The organism is Streptomyces sp. NK08204 (assembly GCF_020400585.1).
Classification (GTDB): Bacteria; Actinomycetota; Actinomycetes; order Streptomycetales; family Streptomycetaceae; genus Streptomyces.
Map to the genome: position 1 here is coordinate 499,564 of NZ_JAINVF010000001.1, position 19,345 is coordinate 518,908.

17 protein-coding genes are annotated in these 19,345 nt (G+C 69.9%); 16 read left to right on the forward strand and 1 reads right to left on the reverse strand.

Translation table 11 applies throughout. From position 1 onward, the window contains the following. Positions 1 to 21 precede the first annotated feature (21 nt). The 16 genes from kdpA (at position 22) to K7G59_RS02210 (ending at position 18,940) form a co-directional block, all read left to right on the forward strand. Positions 22 to 1,683 carry a potassium-transporting ATPase subunit KdpA gene (kdpA, locus tag K7G59_RS02135; protein ID WP_225830251.1) on the forward strand — a complete coding sequence of 554 codons (1,662 nt, stop codon included), beginning with the start codon at positions 22 to 24 and terminating at the stop codon, positions 1,681 to 1,683. After that, positions 1,683 to 3,827, forward strand: a complete 2,145-nt coding sequence (kdpB, locus tag K7G59_RS02140) for a potassium-transporting ATPase subunit KdpB (protein WP_225830041.1) — start codon at positions 1,683 to 1,685, stop codon at positions 3,825 to 3,827. Before kdpA ends, kdpB begins: the two co-directional genes overlap by 1 nt. A 5-nt stretch (positions 3,828 to 3,832) precedes the next feature. Next, positions 3,833 to 4,447 (forward strand): potassium-transporting ATPase subunit KdpC, encoded by a 615-nt coding sequence (kdpC, locus tag K7G59_RS02145; protein WP_225830042.1) that lies wholly within the window; start codon positions 3,833 to 3,835, stop codon positions 4,445 to 4,447. Positions 4,448 to 4,541: 94 nt separating this feature from the next. Next, entirely contained in the window at positions 4,542 to 5,225 is a 684-nt protein-coding gene (locus K7G59_RS02150) for a response regulator (protein ID WP_225830043.1), read from the forward strand. A 2-nt stretch (positions 5,226 to 5,227) separates the two neighbouring features. Next, positions 5,228 to 7,774 carry a sensor histidine kinase KdpD gene (locus K7G59_RS02155; RefSeq protein ID WP_225830044.1) on the forward strand — a complete coding sequence of 849 codons (2,547 nt, stop codon included), beginning with the start codon at positions 5,228 to 5,230 and terminating at the stop codon, positions 7,772 to 7,774. A 158-nt stretch (positions 7,775 to 7,932) separates the two neighbouring features. After that, positions 7,933 to 8,085, forward strand: a complete 153-nt coding sequence (locus K7G59_RS02160; protein WP_225830045.1) for a hypothetical protein — start codon at positions 7,933 to 7,935, stop codon at positions 8,083 to 8,085. 408 nt (positions 8,086 to 8,493) lie between these two features. Continuing rightward, on the forward strand, positions 8,494 to 8,970 hold the full coding sequence (locus K7G59_RS02165; protein ID WP_225830046.1) for a Na+/H+ antiporter subunit E: 477 nt from the start codon (positions 8,494 to 8,496) through the stop codon (positions 8,968 to 8,970). Next, positions 8,967 to 9,230: a monovalent cation/H+ antiporter complex subunit F gene (locus tag K7G59_RS02170; RefSeq protein WP_225830047.1), complete on the forward strand. Its 264-nt coding sequence runs from the start codon at positions 8,967 to 8,969 to the stop codon at positions 9,228 to 9,230. Before K7G59_RS02165 ends, K7G59_RS02170 begins: the two co-directional genes overlap by 4 nt. After that, positions 9,227 to 9,538, forward strand: coding sequence for a monovalent cation/H(+) antiporter subunit G (locus K7G59_RS02175; protein ID WP_225830048.1), 312 nt, complete (start codon positions 9,227 to 9,229; stop codon positions 9,536 to 9,538). Before K7G59_RS02170 ends, K7G59_RS02175 begins: the two co-directional genes overlap by 4 nt. Next, complete coding sequence (locus tag K7G59_RS02180) at positions 9,532 to 9,807, forward strand: DUF4040 domain-containing protein (RefSeq protein ID WP_225830049.1); 276 nt, start codon at positions 9,532 to 9,534, stop codon at positions 9,805 to 9,807. Before K7G59_RS02175 ends, K7G59_RS02180 begins: the two co-directional genes overlap by 7 nt. Further along, positions 9,804 to 10,577 carry an MnhB domain-containing protein gene (locus tag K7G59_RS02185; protein WP_225830050.1) on the forward strand — a complete coding sequence of 258 codons (774 nt, stop codon included), beginning with the start codon at positions 9,804 to 9,806 and terminating at the stop codon, positions 10,575 to 10,577. The genes K7G59_RS02180 and K7G59_RS02185 overlap by 4 nt, the downstream gene beginning before the upstream one ends. Beyond that, a complete protein-coding gene (locus K7G59_RS02190) occupies positions 10,574 to 10,921 on the forward strand; it encodes a sodium:proton antiporter (protein WP_225830051.1) in 348 nt (115 codons plus the stop codon). Before K7G59_RS02185 ends, K7G59_RS02190 begins: the two co-directional genes overlap by 4 nt. A gap of 2 nt (positions 10,922 to 10,923) precedes the next feature. Then, entirely contained in the window at positions 10,924 to 12,771 is a 1,848-nt protein-coding gene (locus K7G59_RS02195) for a complex I subunit 5 family protein (protein WP_225830052.1), read from the forward strand. Positions 12,772 to 13,040: 269 nt separating this feature from the next. After that, on the forward strand, positions 13,041 to 13,811 hold the full coding sequence (locus K7G59_RS35220; RefSeq protein ID WP_225830053.1) for a hypothetical protein: 771 nt from the start codon (positions 13,041 to 13,043) through the stop codon (positions 13,809 to 13,811). Then, complete coding sequence (locus K7G59_RS02205; protein ID WP_374114174.1) at positions 13,730 to 18,289, forward strand: hypothetical protein; 4,560 nt, start codon at positions 13,730 to 13,732, stop codon at positions 18,287 to 18,289. Before K7G59_RS35220 ends, K7G59_RS02205 begins: the two co-directional genes overlap by 82 nt. After that, complete coding sequence (locus K7G59_RS02210) at positions 18,290 to 18,940, forward strand: hypothetical protein (protein WP_225830054.1); 651 nt, start codon at positions 18,290 to 18,292, stop codon at positions 18,938 to 18,940. Positions 18,941 to 19,048: 108 nt separating this feature from the next. Here K7G59_RS02210 and K7G59_RS02215 read toward each other — a convergent pair whose 3' ends face one another. After that, complete coding sequence (locus K7G59_RS02215) at positions 19,049 to 19,339, reverse strand: hypothetical protein (RefSeq protein ID WP_225830055.1); 291 nt, start codon at positions 19,337 to 19,339, stop codon at positions 19,049 to 19,051. Between the last annotated feature and the right edge of the window lie 6 nt (positions 19,340 to 19,345).

The following is a 19,345-nucleotide window of genomic DNA, read 5'->3' on the forward strand; positions in this document are numbered from 1 at the left end:
GCTGCTGTCGCAGCGGGCGCCATGGGTCCCGTACTTGCTGACGTGCTCTTCGTGACCGCGCTGATCGGCGCGCTCGCGTTGGTGCACCGTCCCCTCGGCGACTACATGGCCGCCGTCTTCCAGTCCAGGAAGCACCTGCGCGTCGAGCGGTGGATTTACCGCTCCGTGGGAGCCAACCCCGACGCCGAGATGCGCTGGCCGGCCTATCTGCGCGGGGTGCTGTTCTTCTCCGCCGTCAGCGTGCTGTTCCTGTACCTGCTCCAGCGGGTCCAGGACAAGCTGCCGCTGTCGCTCGGTTTCAAGCCGATCAGCCCGGACCAGGCGTTCAACACGGCCGCCTCCTTCGTGTCCAACACGAACTGGCAGTCGTACTCGGGCGAGGTGGCGATGAGCCACGTCACCCAGACCATGGGTCTGGCCGTGCAGAACTTCGTGTCGGCGGCCGTCGGTATCGCGGTCGCGGTCGCGCTGGTGCGCGGCTTCGCCCGCTCCCGCACCGGCGACCTGGGCAACTTCTGGGCCGACCTGGTGCGCTGCATCATCCGGATCCTGATCCCGCTCTCCGTGATCGCGGCCGTGGTCCTGATCGCCTGCGGTGCCATCCAGAACTTCGGCGACATCCACCACATCACCACCCTCACCGGCCAGAAGCAGGCCATCAGCCCCGGCGCGGTCGCCTCGCAGGAGGCCATCAAGGACCTGGGCACCAACGGCGGCGGCTTCTTCAACGCCAACAGCGCGCACCCCTTCGAGAACCCCAACGGCTTCACCAACTGGCTGGAGATCTTCCTGCTGCTGGTGATCCCCTTCTCGCTGCCGCGCACTTTCGGCACGATGGTCGGCTCGGTCAAGCAGGGCTACGCGATCCTCGCCGCGATGGGCATCATCTGGTTCCTCGCCGTGGTCGCCGTGACCTGGCTGGAGTACGCCCACCCGGGCACCGCCTCGCACCTGGCGGGCGGCGCGATGGAGGGCAAGGAGCAGCGGTTCGGCGAGGGCAACTCGTCGGCCTTCGCCGTGTCGACCACGATGACCTCCACCGGTTCGGTGGACTCCTTCCACGACTCCTTCGGCGGCCTTTCCGGCGGTGTGCTGCTGCTCGGCATGATGCTGGGCGAGATCGCGCCCGGCGGCACCGGCTCCGGCCTGTACGGCATGCTGATCATGGCCGTGATCGCGGTGTTCATCGCCGGTCTGATGGTCGGCCGTACGCCCGAGTACCTGGGCAAGAAGATCGGCGCCCGCGAGATGAAGCTGGCCGCCGCCTACATCCTGGTCACCCCGGCCCTGGTGCTGGTCGGTGCGGCGCTGGCGATGGCGCTGGGCAAGGGCCAGTCGTCGATGACGAACGTGGACGCGCACGGGTTCTCCGAGGTGCTGTACGCCTACACGTCCGCCTCAAACAACAACGGCTCCGCGTTCGCCGGATTCGCCGCGAACACCGAGTACCACAACACGATGCTGGGCCTGTGCATGCTGCTCGGCCGCTTCGTGCCCATGGTGTTCGTGCTGGCGCTGGCCGGCTCGCTCGCCGAGCAGCAGCCGATCCCGGCCACCGCGGGCACCCTGCGGACCGAGAAGCCGCTGTTCACCGGTCTGCTGGTGGGCGCGATCCTGATCATCACCGGTCTGACGTTCTTCCCGGCCCTCGCGCTGGGCCCGCTGGCCGAAGGGTTGGCGTGATGACCACCGACACGCAGAAGACAGAAATCAAGAAGCAGGACTCGATGTCCACTCCCACCCTCGCGCCCCACCAGGACGCGCCGACCGGGCACAAGGCTCCCGAAGGCCGTGTCGGCGGCGGACTGTTCGACCCCAAGCAGCTGGTCAAGTCACTGCCCGACGCCTTCCGCAAGCTCGACCCACGGGTGATGGTCAAGTCCCCCGTGATGTTCGTGGTCCTCGTCGGCTCCGTCCTGACCACGGTGTTCTCCTTCCAGCACCCGACCGACTGGTTCGGCTGGACGATCAGCGCCTGGCTGTGGCTGACCGTGATCTTCGCCAACCTGGCGGAGGCGGTCGCCGAGGGCCGCGGCAAGGCCCAGGCCGACACCCTGCGCAAGGCCAAGACCGACACCGTCGCCCGTCGGCTGCTCGCGGACGGCACGTCCGAGGAGCAGGTTGCGGGCACCGAGCTGACCATCGGTGACCTGGTCGTCTGCGAGGCCGGCGACATCATCCCCGGCGACGGTGACGTCATCGAGGGCGTCGCGTCCGTGGACGAGTCGGCCATCACCGGCGAGTCGGCCCCGGTCATCCGTGAGTCCGGCGGTGACCGCTCCGCGGTGACGGGCGGTACGAAGGTGCTGTCCGACCGGATCGTCATCAAGATCACGACGAAGCCCGGCGAGACCTTCATCGACCGGATGATCAACCTGGTCGAGGGCGCGGCCCGGCAGAAGACGCCCAACGAGATCGCGCTGAACATCCTGCTGGCGTCGCTGACCATCGTGTTCCTGCTGGCGGTGGCCACCCTGCCGCCGTTCGCCGACTACGCACACTCCAAGCTGAGCATGGTCGTCCTGGTGGCCCTGCTGGTCTGCCTGATCCCGACCACGATCGGCGCCCTGCTCTCCGCGATCGGCATCGCAGGCATGGACCGGCTGGTCCAGCGCAACGTGCTCGCCATGTCCGGGCGCGCGGTCGAGGCCGCCGGTGACGTCTCCACCCTGCTGCTGGACAAGACCGGCACCATCACCCTCGGCAACCGCCAGGCCGCCGAGTTCGTGCCGGTACGCGGGACGACGGCGGCCGAGGTGGCCGACGCCGCCCAGCTGTCCTCCCTTTCGGACGAGACCCCCGAGGGCCGTTCCGTCGTCGTCCTGGCCAAGGAGAAGTACGGGCTGCGCGAGCGCCACCAGGGCGAACTGGTCGGCGCCGAGTGGATCGAGTTCACCGCCCAGACCCGCATGTCGGGTGTGGACGTCGACGGCCGCAAGATCCGCAAGGGCGCCACGGCCTCGGTCGTCGCCTGGGTCAAGGAGCAGGGCGGCATGGTTGCCGAGGACGCCCAGGAGCTGACCGACCGGATCTCCGAGGCGGGCGGCACGCCCCTGCTGGTCGCCGTCCACGACGACAAGGGCGCCCGGGTGCTGGGGGTCATCCACCTGAAGGACGTCGTCAAGGACGGCATGCGGGAGCGGTTCGAGGAACTGCGCCGCATGGGCATCAAGACGGTCATGATCACGGGTGACAACCCGCTGACCGCCAAGGCGATCGCCGAGGAGGCGGGCGTCGACGACTTCCTCGCCGAGGCCACTCCCGAGGACAAGATGGCGCTCATCAAGCGGGAGCAGGCCGGCGGCAAGCTGGTCGCGATGACCGGTGACGGCACGAACGACGCGCCCGCGCTCGCCCAGGCGGACGTCGGCGTGGCGATGAACACCGGTACGTCGGCCGCCAAGGAGGCCGGCAACATGGTCGACCTCGACTCCAACCCGACCAAGCTCATCGAGATCGTCGAGATCGGCAAGCAGCTGCTGATCACGCGCGGTGCGCTGACCACGTTCTCCATCGCCAACGACGTCGCGAAGTACTTCGCGATCATCCCGGCGCTGTTCGCGGCGGTCTACCCGGGCCTGGACAAGCTGAACATCATGCACCTGTCCTCGCCCGACTCCGCGATCCTGTCGGCCGTCGTCTTCAACGCGCTGATCATCATCGCGCTGGTGCCGCTGTCCCTGAAGGGCGTTCAGTACAAGCCGATGAGCGCGGACAAGATGCTGCGCCGCAACCTCGGCATCTACGGTCTGGGCGGCCTGATCGCGCCGTTCATCGGCATCAAGATCATCGACCTGCTCATCTCGCTCATCCCCGGGATCGGGTGAAGGACATGAACAACTCCTTTGTGAACGTCGGCCGTATGACGTGGGCCGCCCTGCGCATGCTGCTCGTCCTCACCGTCGTGACCGGCATCGTCTACCCCCTCGTCGTCACCGGCATCGGCCAGGCGGCCTTCCGCAGCAAGGCCAACGGCTCGATCGTCAAGGCCGGCGGCAAGGAGGTCGGCTCCTCACTGATCGGCCAGAGCTGGAACATCAAGGGCACCGACAAGCCGGACCCGAAGTGGTTCCAGCCCCGCCCGTCCAACAGCAACTACGACCCGCTGACCACCGGTTCCAGCCAGCTCAGCGCCGGCAACCCCAAGCTGGTGCAGATGGTCAAGGACGCGAAGAAGCGGGTCGCCGAGTTCAACCGCGTACCCCAGTCCGAGGTGCCCAAGGACGCGGTGACCGGCTCTGCCTCCGCGATCGACCCGGACATCTCCCCGGCCTACGCCGGCATTCAGGTGGGCCGCGTGGCCAAGGCGAACGGCCTGCCCGTTGTCCAGGTGCAGGAGCTGGTCAGGGAGCACACCGACGGCCGCACCCTCGGATTCATGGGTGAGCCGCACGTCAACGTCCTGGCGCTCAACATCGCGCTCAAGGACCTTCTGGCGAAGCACTGACGGGATTACGCGACATGCGTGGGAGTCGGCGGCCGGAGGGAGATCCCGGGTCCGTCGACTTCCGCTGTCATGACGACAGGAGAGGCACACACCCATGACCAGGGTGCTCGTGGTGGAGGACGACCCGCAGCTCGTACGGGCCCTCGTGATCAACCTGCAGGCACGTGACTACGGCGTCGACGCCGCCCCCGACGGGGCCACCGCGCTCCGTCTGGCGGCGGCCCGCCAGCCGGATGTGGTCCTGCTCGACCTCGGCCTGCCCGACATGGACGGCGTCGACGTCATCAGGGCCCTACGCGGCTGGACCCGCGTTCCGATCATGGTCCTGTCCGCACGTCAGTCGTCCGACGAGAAGGTGGCGGCCCTCGACGCGGGCGCCGACGACTACGTCACCAAGCCGTTCAACATGAACGAGCTGCTGGCCCGGCTGCGAGCGGCCGTCCGCCGCACCGGGGACACGCCCCTCGTGCCCGAGACCACGCTGGTCGAGACGGAGGACTTCACTCTCGACCTGCTGGCCAAGAAGGCCGTACGGGACGGGCGGGACGTACGGCTGACCCCGACCGAGTGGCACCTGCTGGAGATGCTGGTGACGAACCCCGGCCGGCTCATCACCCAGAAGCAGCTGCTCCAGGAGGTGTGGGGCGTCTCCCAGAGCAACAAGACCAACTACCTGCGCGTCTACATGGCCCAGCTGCGGCGCAAACTGGAAACAGACCCGTCCCATCCCCGCTATCTCATCACCGAGCCCGGCATGGGCTACCGCTTCGAAGGGTGAACATGGCACGCGGCAAGCTCCGGATCTACCTCGGCGCGGCACCCGGCGTCGGCAAGACCTACGCCATGCTCTCCGAGGCGCACCGCCGAGTGGAGCGGGGCACCGACTGTGTCGTCGCCTTCGTTGAGCACTACGCCCGGCCGCGCACCGAGGTGATGCTGCACGGTCTGGAGCAGGTGCCGCGCAAGGAGATCGAGTACCGGGGCAGCGTCTTCACCGAGATGGACGTGGCCGCCGTCCTCGCGCGCCGCCCCCAGGTCGCGCTTGTGGACGAGCTGCCGCACACCAACGTCCCAGGCTCGCGCAACGCCAAGCGCTGGCAGGACGTGGAGGAACTGCTCGCCGCCGGGATCGACGTCATTTCCACGGTCAACATCCAGCACCTGGAATCGCTCGGTGACGTCGTGGAGTCGATCACCGGGGTTCGACAGCAGGAGACCGTCCCGGACGAGATCGTCCGGCGAGCCGACCAGATCGAGCTGGTCGACATGTCCCCGCAGGCCCTGCGGCGCCGTATGGCGCACGGCAACATCTACAAGCCGGACAAGGTCGACGCGGCGCTCTCCAACTACTTCCGCCCCGGAAACCTGACCGCCTTGCGTGAGCTGGCGCTGCTCTGGGTGGCCGACCGGGTCGACGAATACCTGACCGAGTACCGCAGCGAGCACCGGGTCTCCAAGATCTGGGGCTCGCGCGAGCGGATCGTGGTCGGGCTCACCGGCGGCCCCGAGGGCCGTACGCTCATCCGGCGCGCCGCACGCCTGGCCGAGAAGGGCGCGGGCGGCGAGGTCCTGGCCGTCTACATATCCCGCAGCGACGGCCTGACCTCCGCCTCCCCGAAGGAACTCGCGGTCCAGCGCACCCTGGTGGAGGACCTGGGCGGCACCTTCCACCACGTGGTCGGTGACGACATACCGGCCGCCCTGCTCGACTTCGCGCGGGGCGTGAACGCCACCCAGATCGTGCTCGGTGTCTCGCGCCGCAAGGGCTGGCAGTACGTCTTCGGTCCCGGCGTCGGCGCCACCGTCGCCCGGGACTCCGGCCCCGACCTCGACGTGCACCTCATCACCCACGACGAGGTCGGCAAGGGCCGAGCACTACCCGTCGCCGCCAGGGGCGCGCGGCTCGGCCGGGCCCGGCTCATCTGGGGCTGGCTGGCCGGAATCGCCGGACCGCTGCTGCTGACCTGGTTGCTGAGCAGCGTTGTGCCGGACGTCGGGCTCGCCAACGACATGCTGTTGTTCCTGACGATGACGGTGGCGGCGGGGCTGCTCGGCGGGCTCTTCCCCGCGCTGGCCTCGGCGGTGGTCGGATCCGCCCTGCTGAACTGGTACTTCACCCCGCCGGTCCATACCTGGACGATTGCCGATCCGAAGAACATCGTCGCCATCGCGGTCTTCTTCGGCGTCGCCGTCTCCGTCGCGTCCGTGGTGGACCTGGCCGCCCGCCGCACCCACCAGGCGGCCCGGCTCCGGGCCGAGTCGGAGATCCTCTCCTTCCTCGCCGGGAACGTCCTGCGCGGCGAGACCACCCTGGAAGCACTGCTGGACCGGGTCCGCGAGACCTTCGGGATGGAGTCGGCGGCCCTGCTGGAACGCGAGAACGACGTCGCTCCCTGGACCTGCGCCGGCAGCATCGGCCCCCGCCCCTGCACCACCCCCGACGCAGCCGACGTGGACGTCCCGGTCGGTGACCACCTGGCCCTGGCCCTCTCCGGCCGTGTCCTGCCCGCCGAGGACCGCCGGGTGCTGGCCGCTTTCGCGGCCCAGGCCGCCGTCGTGCTGGACCGCCAGCGCCTGCAGCAGAAGGCCGACGAGGCGAAGGCCCTGGCCGAGGGCAACCGCATCCGCACCGCCCTGCTCGCGGCCGTCAGCCACGACCTGCGCACCCCGCTCGCCGGCATCAAGGCCGCCGTCACCTCCCTGCGCTCGGACGACGTCGAATGGTCCGAGGCCGACCAGGCGGAGCTCCTGGCAGCCATTGAGGAGGGCGCCGACCGTCTCGACCACCTCGTCGGCAACCTCCTCGACATGTCCCGCCTCCAGACCGGCACCGTCACACCGATCATCCGCGAGACCGACCTGGACGAGGTGATCCCCATGGCGCTCGGCGGCGTACCCGAGGACAACGTCGACCTCGACATCCCGGAAACGCTGCCCATGGTCGACGTGGACCGGGGCCTGCTGGAGCGCTCGGTCGCCAACGTCGTGGAGAACGCGGTCAAGTACAGCCCGCCGGGCGAACCGGTCCTCGTCTCCGCCAGTGCCATAGCTGACCGCGTGGAGGTCCGCGTCGTCGACCGCGGCCCCGGCGTCCCGGACGAGGCCAAGTCCCGCATCTTCGAACCGTTCCAGCGCTACGGCGACTCACCCCGCGGCGCCGGCGTCGGCCTCGGCCTCGCGGTCGCCCGCGGCTTCGCCGAGGCCATCGGCGGCACCCTCAACGCCGAGGACACCCCCGGCGGCGGCCTCACCATGGTCCTCACCCTGCCGACGGCACCCCAACGCCGCCCAGCGGAGTCCGAGCGCACATCCGCCGTCACGACATGAGCAGCCGGGCCCGCACGAGCCTTCAGGCCCTGGGCGGAACCGTCTCGAACTCCCTCAGCATCCGCCGCGTGTCCAGCCTCAGCCCCAGGACGTGACGGCGGTGCACGGCCCTGAGCCCGGCCTCCAGCGGTGAGGGCGGCACCGCAAGGACCGGACAGGTGGCGTGGGCCAGCCAGTACCCGGCTCACCGAGGACCGCAGCACCCGGCGCAGCCACCCCCGCTGCCTCGCACCGACCACCACCAGGACGTCCTGGTCGCTCTGGGCACCATCGGCCTGCCCCGGCTGGCGCATCCGCCCCTCGCGCCGTGAACAGGACGTGTGGACGCCGTACGCGAGCAGGTGTACGGGCGAAGCCGTCCGGGAACAGGGATCTTCGACTGTGACTGCGGTCAGAAGCACAGGTCCTCTCGGCGGTCTTGATGCCGCGGCTGCTCCCTCGCCTCACTCACCGAACGGATCCCGTCAGTCGGGTGTCGGCGACGGGCATTCGGGTGACTGCCCATCACGGCTGCGCGGGCTGCGTTCGTTCAGCGGCCAGGATGGTGGTACGCGCACCTCAAGGTGCGCTGCCGGCTGCGGTGAGCATGGGTCAGGGAGAGTGAGCCGCCGTTGCCGCGAGGTGGCTGCCCAGGCACGAAGTCGATCGATCCGCGCGGAAATCTGCCGGAGCTGCCGGGCGCGGACAGGGCGAGCGTGTAGGCGGTCGGAGGTGTGGCGGTGGTCCGGGCTGCTGAGCTTGTGTGGTGGTGGTGGGCGGCGGCCGTCGGCGTCTGGCTGCTGACGCTGTCGTCCGTCACCTTGCCCGATCTGATGGTTGCGGCGGCGTGCGGGCTGCCGTCCGCCGTCGCCGCGCGCGCCGGGCGCCTGGCCGTCGGAGGCTGCTGGCGGCCCCGGGCCGGCTGGATCCGGTGGGCCGTCGTGCTGCCACCGTCAGTGGTCGCCGACACCGGGCGGGTCCTGTGGACCGCCGTCCGCCATGCCCGCAGTGAGCGTCCGCCGGGGAAGTTGCGCGAGATCGCGTTGCCGCATGACACGCCGGAAGCGGTGGCAGCCGCCCGTCGAGCGCTGGCCACCGTGGGCCTGTCCGCGACGCCGGGCACATACGTCCTCGCAGGAGACCCCGAGCGGCACTGCCTGGTGGTGCACTCCCTGTCCGACACCACCTCTCTGGTGGAGAAGGCGGTCACCCGGTGAACGCGTGGCTGATCGGTGCGCTGGCCCTGCTGGCCGGGGGCCTGCCGCCCGCCGCGCTGCTGTCGGTCCGTGGCGAGGCGGTGGAGCGACTGATCGGGGTGGAGATCGGCAGCACGGTGGCCGTCCTCTTCCTCCTGCTGCTGATCCAGGGGCTGCAACAGCCGTCCTATCTCATCGTCCCGCTGGTGATGGTGCTGTTGTCGTTCGCCGGGACGCTGGTCTTCACCCGGCTGCTCGCAGACCCTGCGGAGGAGTCATGAGCGGGCCCGGCCATGTCGCCGCGCTGGTCTGCGAGGCCGGCGGCACGGTGGTCGTCGTGGCCTCGGCACTCGCCGCACTCGGCATGCGGCACTCCTTCACCCGTCTGCACTTCCTCACCCCCGCCACCTCGCTCGGTGCTCCCCTGATCGGAGCGGGGCTGGTGCTGGAGAACGGCTGGGGGCTCACCGCCGGCCTCGACATCCTGATCGTCGCCCTGCTCGCCCTGAGCGCCCCGGTGCTGGAGGCCGCGACCGCCCGGGTCATGGCCCAGCGCGCCGGTCTCATCGGCGAGGACTCGTCGTGGTGACGCCGATCATCGCGGTAGCGCTGACCCTGGTCGGCGCGCTGGGGGCGGCGGTGGTCGCCTCGCACTCACCGGAGCGGCAGGCCGTCAGCCTGTCGATGTTCGGGCTGGCCCTCACGGTCCTTTTCGTGACAGTCCAGGCGCCGGACGTCGCGCTGTCCCAACTGGGCGTCGGTGCGGCGCTGGTCCCGCTGATGGTCATGCTCGCCGTTCGCCGGATCCGCCGTGACCAGCACGCCTCCGGGCGGGGAGCCGGAAAGGACGAGGAGTGAACGAACGCGGCCGCGTCACCGTCTACCTGCTGGCCGCCTCGGCGCTGGCGGCGCTGCTGGTCCTGGCCTTCCTGCGGATGCCGGCGTTCGGCTCGGCCGTCCACCTGTACCGGGACCTGGCAGTGCCGGCGGCGGTGCGGCACACCACCGCGAACGTGGTCTCAGCGGTCAACTTCGACCAGCGGGCCCTGGACACGCTGGGCGAGGAGACGATCCTGCTCGGTTCGGTGGTCGGCGTCGCCGCACTGTTGCGACCCACGGAGCATGAGAGGAAGCGGCGTCCGCCGCACGGCGGGCGGACGCTCGAGGCGACCGGGCTGGTGGGATACCTGCTGCTGCCCGTCACCCTGATCGTCGGGATCGACGTCGTGGCGCACGGCCATCTGACTCCGGGCGGCGGCTTCCAGGGCGGTGTCGTCCTGGCGACCGGCGTCCACCTGCTGTACCTCGCCGGCAGTTACGGGGCACTGGAGCGACTGCGGCCGGTCGGGGTGTTCGACGTCGGTGAGGCGCTCGGCGCCGGGATGTTCACCGTCATGGGTCTGATCGGCATCCTGGCCGGCACTGCGTTCCTGGAGAACGTGCTGCCCCTGGGCTCCTTCGGCAGCCTGTTCTCCGCCGGGACGGTCCCGGTGCTGAACGCTCTCGTCGGGGTGGAGGTGGCCTGCGGTGGTGTCGTCGTGCTCACCCACTTCTTCACCGCGGACCTCACCATCTCGGCCGGCGGGCAGAACGGCCGGCACGGCGTCGAGGAGGAGGGCGGCCGATGAGTATCTACCCCTACTGCGTGGCGGCGTGGCTGCTGCTGACCGGGGCGTACGGCATCTGTCGCAGCCACAACATGGTGCACGCGATCGTGTGCCTGTCCGTATGCCAGTCGGGCACGTACGTCCTGCTGCTCGCCGTCGGCTATCAGCGGGGCGCGACCGCGCCGGTCTTCGGTTCCACGACCAAGCCCAACCGGAACGTCGTCGATCCCGTGGTGCAGGCGATGACCCTCACCGACATCGTCGTCGCGGCCACCGTCACCGCCCTGCTCCTCGCGCTGGCCATCCAGATCAACAAGCGGCACCGCACCGTCGACCCCAACGAACTCCGGGCACTGAGGGGCTGAACGTGGCACCGTCCGCCGCACAACTGCTGCCGTTCGTCATCGCCCTGCCCATCGTCGTCGCCTGCCTGCTGATCGCCCTCGGCGGCCGGCTGCCACACAGGGTGCTCGACGTGCTGGCCGGCGGCTGCGCCGTCGCCGTGACCGGCTGCGCGACTGCGGTGCTGGTCCAGGCCGCCCGCGAACGCACGGTGAGCTGGACCGGCGCGTGGCGGCCCACGCACGGCGTCGGGGTGGGCATCCCCCTCGTCGCGGACACCATGAGCGGCGGCCTCGCCGTGCTCATCGGCGGTCTGGTCAGCTCCGCGCTGCTGTTCAGCTGGCACTACTACGCCCCGGAGCACGGCCACTTCCACGCGCTGATGCTGCTCTTCCTCGCCGGTATGGAGGGGTTCTGCCTCTCCGGCGACGTCTTCGACATGTTCGTCTTCTTCGAGTTGATGGGCGCGGTCGCCTACGCGCTCACCGGAATCAAGATCGAGGACGCCACGGCGGTCCAGGGCGGACTCAACTTCGCGATGGTCAACTCCCTCGGCGCGTACCTCTCCCTGGCAGGGATTGGCATGCTGTACTCCCGCTACGGGCAGTTGGGCCTTCCCCAGCTCGGTCACCGGCCGGCCGAACGGCCGGACGCCCTCGTCGTGGCGGGCTTCGTCCTGATCGTCACGGGCTTCCTGGTCAAGGCCGCCCTCGTGCCCTTCCACTTCTGGCTCGCCGACGCGCACGCGGTCGCCCCCGCCCCGGTGTGCGTGCTGTTCTCCGGCGTCATGGTGGAGCTGGGCCTGTACGGCACCGCCCGGGTGTACTGGGTGGTCTTCGGCTCCACCCTCCCCCACGACGACATCCGCCGGGCCTTCCTGGTCCTCGGCGCGCTGACGGCGGTGGTGGGCGCCGTGATGTGCTTCCTCCAGCGCCACCTCAAGCGGCTGCTGGCCTACTCGACGATCGCGCACGTCGGACTGTTCACCCTCGGCTTCGCCTGCCTGGACCCGGACGGCACGGCCGGCGCCGCACTGTACGCGGTGGGCCACGCGGGAGTGAAGGCGGCGCTGTTCCTGCTCGTGGGCGTCCTGCTGGCCAGGCACGGCAACGTCGACGAACACGCCCTGCACGGCCGCGGCAGGAACGCCGGCCCGGCCGCGTGGCTCTACTTCGCCGCGGCCCTTGGCCTGGCGGGACTGCCCCCCTTCGCGACCGGGCTGGGCAAGGCGGTGACAGAAGACGCCCTCACGGTCGCCGGCTACCCCTGGATGCCGGCACTGTTCGTCCTCGTCTCCGGCGTGACGGGGGCGGCGGTGCTGCGCGCGGGCATGCACGTGTACCTCGGCTGGGGGCGGGCCGAAGAACACGCTGGTGGGCAGGAGCACCCCGGTGAACGCACCACGGGCTCGGAAGAGGAACGGGAAACGGAACCACTGCGTACCATCCCCCGCACGATGCTCACCGCCGTCGTGATTCTCATCGTCGCCCCACTCGCGATCGGCCTCCTGCCCTACAGCGGTACCGCCTTCGGGCATGCGGCGCTCGCCTTCACCGACCGCACCGCCTACATCGCCCGGTCGCTCTCCGGCTCCGCACCGCCCCCCGCACCGTATGTCCTGCACACGGACTGGACCGCCTCCGGTGTCGCCCTCGACGTCCTGTCGGTCGCCGTCGCTGTGGCCCTCGCCTGCCTGACGGTCTGGCCGCCGCGCTCGCTCGCCGCCGTCCACGCCCTGCTGCGTCCGGGCGCGGCAGCGCTGGCGGGGCTGCGCCGCCTGCACTCCGGCCATGTGGGCGACTACGTCGCCTGGCTGGCCGTGGGCATCGTCGTGCTCGCCGCACTGGTGGGCCTGCCGCTGACCTCGTCATGAAATGGGGTGGAGCAGGCTGGGGCGGGCGCAGACAGCGGACGCACGCCTTCCCGCGGCGCGTCATGCTTGCCCCTGGCGTGACAGGCCGCGGCGTCGAGCGATCTGGCTACGGCTCTGCGGGGGCGTCCCGGCCATGAAGTCGTCCCGGATCCGGCGCCGGTCCGCTGCCTTGTGTCCTCGGTTCACCCGGCAACTGCGGCGGCACTGCGCGGCCCAGGGGTGGCGACCGCCGAAGTGGTCGCGCGCACCCTCGACGCCACCGGGGACACTTGGCCGTCGCCGACCTCCAGGAGACGGACCCGGCCGGACGCCGGCGGGACGCCGCGGGCTACGGCGCCGTCCTGGAACAGGTCGATACGGGACCGGGCGAACTCATCACCCTCCTCGACGCGCCCAATAACCGCCTCGTCGTCACCGGTGACCACCGGAACGACCCCACCCTCGGTTCCGGCCACCGCACGCGCGCATTCGTGCCCGTGCTGATGCACCGGCCGGAGTCCGCTGGTTCCAAGGCCCTGCCCGAAGCGGCCGGCCTGGCCGGTGGGAGCGCCAGGCCGTCGCGTTGTCGGGGCGGGACCCGGCCGGGTTGGCGTACGTGTCCGTGCTGTGGCCGACGGGACGTGCGGTCGGGCCGGAAGGCCCCCGGGGAAGGACCGGACCGACCGCGCGTCCGGCGTCCACCGCAGCGGCGCGGCCTGCCGTCTCACAAGCGCGGCCAGGGGACCGGGTACCGGCGGACATGCGCGCGTCGAGGCGCCGGACCGCCGGGTCGGAGGCGTGGCGCACGGAGACGCTTCGGGGGATACGGAGGTGACGAACTCGTCACGCCCGTGGCGGCACACTGCGTCGGGGTGTCCCTGATGCACCGGACTCCTGTCGCGGCCGACCTGCTGGGGAGGGATTCCGTCCGATGTCAGTGCCGAGGGCTCTCGCGGTGCGGCCGACGGCGTCGACAGCGGTGTCCGCGCCGACGAAGCAGCGGCCGGAGACGACCGGTTCCGCACCGTCGCCGGTGCACGCCCCGTCCAATGCGGCGGTGACGGCCGCGCTGATGGGCGCAGGCAGAACGGTGCCGGCCCCGCCCTTCCCCGGGCGGCCGGCGCCCGCCGCCCAGGACATGGTCGGCAACGGCGCCGTCGCGGCGGCCGGCCGCGCCGAGGCGGGTGCCGTCCCGGCGGTGGCCGCCGTCGCACCGCCGTCGCGGAGTGCGGAGGCGGAGGCGCCGGCGGCCCCCGGCACCGGATCGGAGGTGAAGGCCCGGCCGGGCCCCGACGCGGATCCGAAGTTCGCGTCCCTGAAGAAGGACGTACGGCACAAGAAGCGGGCCCTGGCCGCCTCGCACCCTCCGCCGCGTGCCGAGGCGGTGGCGGCGCAGGACGCCGCACTGCCTCCCAAGGACGACGAGGTGGCGCAGGGCAAGACCGCCAACGCCGAGAGGATGAACGAGGCCCGGCCCAAGGAGTTCGACAAGGACGGGTTCATCAGGGCGGTCGAGAAGGCGATCGCGGACAAGGCACCGAAGAACCTCGACGAGGCGGACAAGTTCGCCGGCTCCGGGAAGGCCGACGAGGTCCGAGCGGAGGTGCACGGCAAGGTCGGCGAGGGCAAGTCGGACTCGGCCGAGCAGATCGCCACGACGACCGCCGCTCCGCCGGACACCTCGGCGGCCGTACCCAAGAAGGTCGTGCCGATGAGTGCGGACCGGCCTCCCGGCACGCCGGGCGCGCCGAACCCCGCGCAGGCGGTACCGGACAAGCTGCCGCCCTCCGCGACCGATCTGTCCGCCGGTCCGGCCGAAGTCAATCAGCGCATGGCCGATGCCCAGGTCACCGAACCGCAGCTGCAGCGGTCCAACGAACCGGCGTTCGGCAAGGCGCTGGGCGAGAAGAAGGCGGCCGAGCGGCACTCCGAGACGGCCCCGGGTGCCATGCGCAAGCACGAGGCCGCCCAACTGAGCGCCTCCACTGCCCAGGCCCGGCGGCTCGGGGTGGCGGCGATGGGCGCGATGGGCGCCCAGCGGGTGCGCACCGGGCAGCAGGTCCACACGGGCAAGACCGGCGCCAAGAGCCGGGACGAGGAGAAGCGGGCCCAGGTCACGGCGGTTCTGCAGGGCGTCTTCGACACGATGAAGAAGGACGTCGAAGCGATCCTGAGCGGCCTCGACAAGCTCGTCGACGACCAGTTCAGCCGGGGCGAGAAGGCTGCTCGGGACGCGTTCACCGCCGAGCACAAGCGGAAGATGGACGAGTACAAGGACCGCCGGTACTCGGGCGTGCGGGGCAAACTGCGCTGGGTGCGCGACAAGTTCGCCGGGCTGCCCGCGGAGGCCGACAAGATCTTCGAGGAGGCCCGCGACCACTACGTACGCCGGATGCGGCAGGTGATCTCCGACGTCGCGGACACCATCGGCGCGGAGTTGAACCGGGCCAAGCGGCGTATCGCTCAGGGCCGGACCGAGATGCAGGAGGCGGTGCGCAAGCTCCCGGCCGACCTGCGCACCATCGGGCAGCAGGCGGCCTCCGAGTTCACCGATAAGTTCGACGAGCTCACGCAGGCCGTGGACGACAAGGGCACCCAGCTGGTCGACACCCTGGCGACCAAGTACACCGAGGCGCTCAAGTCCGTCGACGACGAGATCGCCGCGGAGAAGGAGAAGAACAAGGGCCTGGTGGCCAAGGCCGTGGACGCGGTCAAGGCCGTGATCAACACGATCCTGGAACTGAAGCGGCTGCTGCTGGCGGTCCTCGCCAAGGCCGCCCAGGCGGTCATGCTGATCCTGAAGGACCCGATCGGCTTCCTGCGCAACCTGGTGTCCGCCGTCGGCGCCGGTCTGCGGCAGTTCCTGGCGAACATCGGCCGCCATCTGCAACAGGGCATCCTGTCCTGGCTGCTGGGCAAGACGGCCGAGGCGGGCATCGAGCTGCCGGCGACGTTCGACACCCGGGGCGTCCTGAAGATGCTCGCCTCTCTGCTCGGGCTGACCTGGCAGAACATCCGCGGCCGGATCGTCCGCAAAGTCCCGAACATGGAACCGGCGGTCGCGGCGGCCGAGACCGCCGTCCCGCTGGTCGCCGAGGTCCGCAAGCGGGGCGTCGCGGGGATGTGGGAGGACCTCAAGGCACGCGTGGGCGACCTGAAGAAAGATCTGCTGGACAAGGTCATCGCGTATGTGACCCCCACGATCATCCAGGCCGGGATCATGTGGGTGCTCTCACTGCTCAACCCGGCGTCCGCCTTCGTGCGCGCGGTGAAGCTGATCATCGACATCGTGCGCTTCATCGTCACCCAGGCGCGCCAGATCTTCGAGTTCGTGAACGCGGTGCTCGACGCGGTCATCTTGATCGCAAGAGGCGGCAGCGGCGGCGTCCCGGGCCTCATCGAACGCGCCCTGGCCCGCTCGATCCCGGTCCTGCTCGGCGTCTTGGCCTCCCTCCTCGGCGTCGGCGGCATCGCCGCCAAGGTCAAGCAGATCGTCCAGGCCCTGTCCAAGCCGGTCGACCGGGCGGTGGACTGGGTGATCGACAAGATCGTGGGCCTGGTGAAGAAGGTGTGGGCGAGACTCAGGTCGAAGTTCGGCCGGAAGAAGCCAAAGAAGCGCCGCGACGACCACGACCGCCCCGGCAGGCGCCGTGGCCGACGGCCCAAGCGCCGCGACGAACGGCGGCCGAGGCACAGGAGCCATCCGGACCGCCAGAGGAAGGACCGCAGGAAAAAGAGGTCCAAGAAGGACATGCAGCGCGCCCTGGACGCCGCCGTCCGCGAGGCGACGCGTCTGCTGGACGCCAAGTCGGCGACGGAGGAGACCGTACGGCAAGGGCTTCCCACCATCAAGGCGCGCCATGGCCTCTCCCGGATCGAACTCAAGCAGTCGGCCCGCAACACCTACTTCATCACGGTCTCCATCAATCCCAGCGCCAAGACCCCGCTCAAGAAACTCTTCCCTTACAAGATCGGCAAGGCTGCGGCGTCGACCGTGTTGACCGACGTCGGCGTGCCGGTCGGCGCCCTGCACGACATCGACCACCCCATGCTGCCGGAGAAGTACTCGGCCGCCTTCGTCATCACCATGGTGGCGACGCCCAACGAGGTGAAGAGAAGGCCGAGGATCGCCGCCCGCTATCTCGACGAGGCCTGGGCGGGCTCCTCCGAAAAGAAGGTTGCGTGGGCCAGGACCGCCGTCGTCATCGGCGTCAACTCCGCCGAACGCCTGGACCCGGGGCACTCGGAAAGCGGCGTTCCTGTGATCTCCGCCGCGCTGGGGGCCATCCTGCGCCCGGACAAGCTGCGCATGATCGCGTTCGGCTTCGTCTGGACGCCCGAGTGGTTCGACATCGAGAGCAAGAAGACCGTTCCCTTCAGTACGGTGAAAAGCACGTACGACGGCCTGTCCGACGAGCACAAGAGGGCCGCACGCCATGAGGAGGAGAAGGGCATCGGCAGCAAGCGGGCGAAGGCGGTGCCGTACGGGCTCCTGCGCGGACACGTCTTCACGTCCTCGCACACCGAGCGCGCGGTCGCCGTCCTCAGCAAGGTCAACCAGCAGGTCCACGCCCTGAGCCAGGATCCCGACGGCGGCGTCCACGCTCCCGGGGGCCGTGGTGTGCTGGCTGCGTACGAGCAGATCCTCCGTGCCGTCGAACGTGACCCGATCATGATCGTCGGCGGCTACGACTTCGACGAGCTCAAGTGGCAGGAGGGCGCCCCGGAGCGGGTGGTGCAGCTGACACAGCTCGCCAACGCGGTCGACCGGGCGGTCCGGGCGGCCCTCGCCCGGCGCATCCCGGAGATGACGTACCCCACCGAGCCCAACACACTGGTCAAGGTCTGGGACGAGCCTCGCCTGAACGGCGTCTTCCAGATGATGCAGAAGCGGGCCGACGAGGCGGCCAAGGAAGAACGTCCCTACGGTTTCGGTGAAGGGGAAGGACGCAGCTTCCGAAAGTGGCTGTTGCGTCTCTACGGCCGCGGCTTCTCCCCCGTGTACGATCCGAGCGCTTCCATCAGCACGGACGCGAAGCTCAACGACCCCGGTCGCAGACTCGCGGTGCGGGGGCCGAGCGCGCGCAGCAAACGCCACATGGCGTACGCGATCATGTTGCAGTCGCAGTCGATGGCGAACGCGCAAGTGCTGGCCAACGAACTGTTCCTGGCGAATCTGGGATTGGGCCTCCCGGCCAAGAACTTCGTGCGCGCGGACGTCTTCTCCCATGTGGAGGCCGTCGTCAAGATGATGGTCGACAACCCGGAGCTGACGGTGGACGACCCGAAGATCCAGAAACGCATCGAGACCATGAAACAGTCGGTCCGGGAGTACCTCGGGAAGCTCCCGCCGGTGGCGAAACGCAACGCCGGGGAACAAAGACTGCACGACGTCCTCGTCAGGGCGGAAGCCGTGACGAGCGAGATCATCACCGCGTTGACGGCAGAGGAGCTCAAGAGCGTCTGGCGGAAGCTGTCCCTCCTGCTGAAGGAGGCCAAGGCCGAGGCCGAGGAGAGCGCGAAAGCAGGGAGGAAGTAAGTGGACGAGTCCGTACTCCGGCAGCTGCGGGCGGAGGCGTCCCGCGAGAACTACTCCTCGATGGCCCGTCTGGCGCATGCGCTGTACGAGAACGGCCTGTCCGTGCCGGAGGTCATGCGCGAGTGCTACGGGGTCGATCTGCCGTTGGAGTTCCTCGTGCTCGCCGAGGCCGAGCTGTGGCGACTCGGCCTCTTGGTCGTATGCACCGATCAGCCGTGGCGACTGGCCGTCCCGCCGGCGCGGGGCGGCCCGCTGGCCGCCTCGGATCCGCCCGACGGGACGGAGCCAAAGCTTCTCGCCCTGGACCCCGATCTCCTGCCCCTCGTCTTCACGCTCGGCACGAACAGCCCATCCTGGGAGAACAAGGAGGTGCTCTGCTACCGGCTGTCCGAGCTCGCTGCGGGCCGGCCGACCGTCTTCAGACTGCGGGAGAAGACCACTCGTCGCGACAGGGTGAAGCGGCGGGGCGACTCCCTGCTGACGGTGCTGGAGGAACTCCATCTCGAAGAACTACGCGAGACGGAGCGCCTGATGGACGCCCCGGACGACTGGGGCGTCGGCGCCGAGGACGAGCATCTGGAGGCGGCACGGGAACTGGTCGAGCGGGTCGAGGAGCTGCGGCGCAAGGTCGCAGCGCGCGAGGCGCGGTGAGCGCAGCCCGCATGAGGACGCCGCCCTCACCCTGCGAGAAGCCGTTGCACTCGTCGACTGTGGCGCTTACCGGAGCGGTTGTGGACTTCACTCAGGTCGTTTGCGGTCTCACCAACTCGGCGCGTTCGCGGAGCGCGTCTTCGACGGCATGATGATCAGCGGTACGGCAGGGGACGCCATTGCGGCTGCTTTGGTCACGGCAGCGTTGCCGAGCTGGTCCTGGGTAGCGGCCGACGGCGTCTTGACCAGCGCGTACACACTGTGGGCCAGTGCCGCGTTGCTCACCGGAACCGGGCCGGTCCGCCCCTGGTGGGCGGCGGCCACGACCTCCCGGGCGCGCGCCGGCGGCACCGGCGCCACCAGCCGGTGCAGCGAGAGCGGGGGTTCGGTCGGCAGCATCGAAGG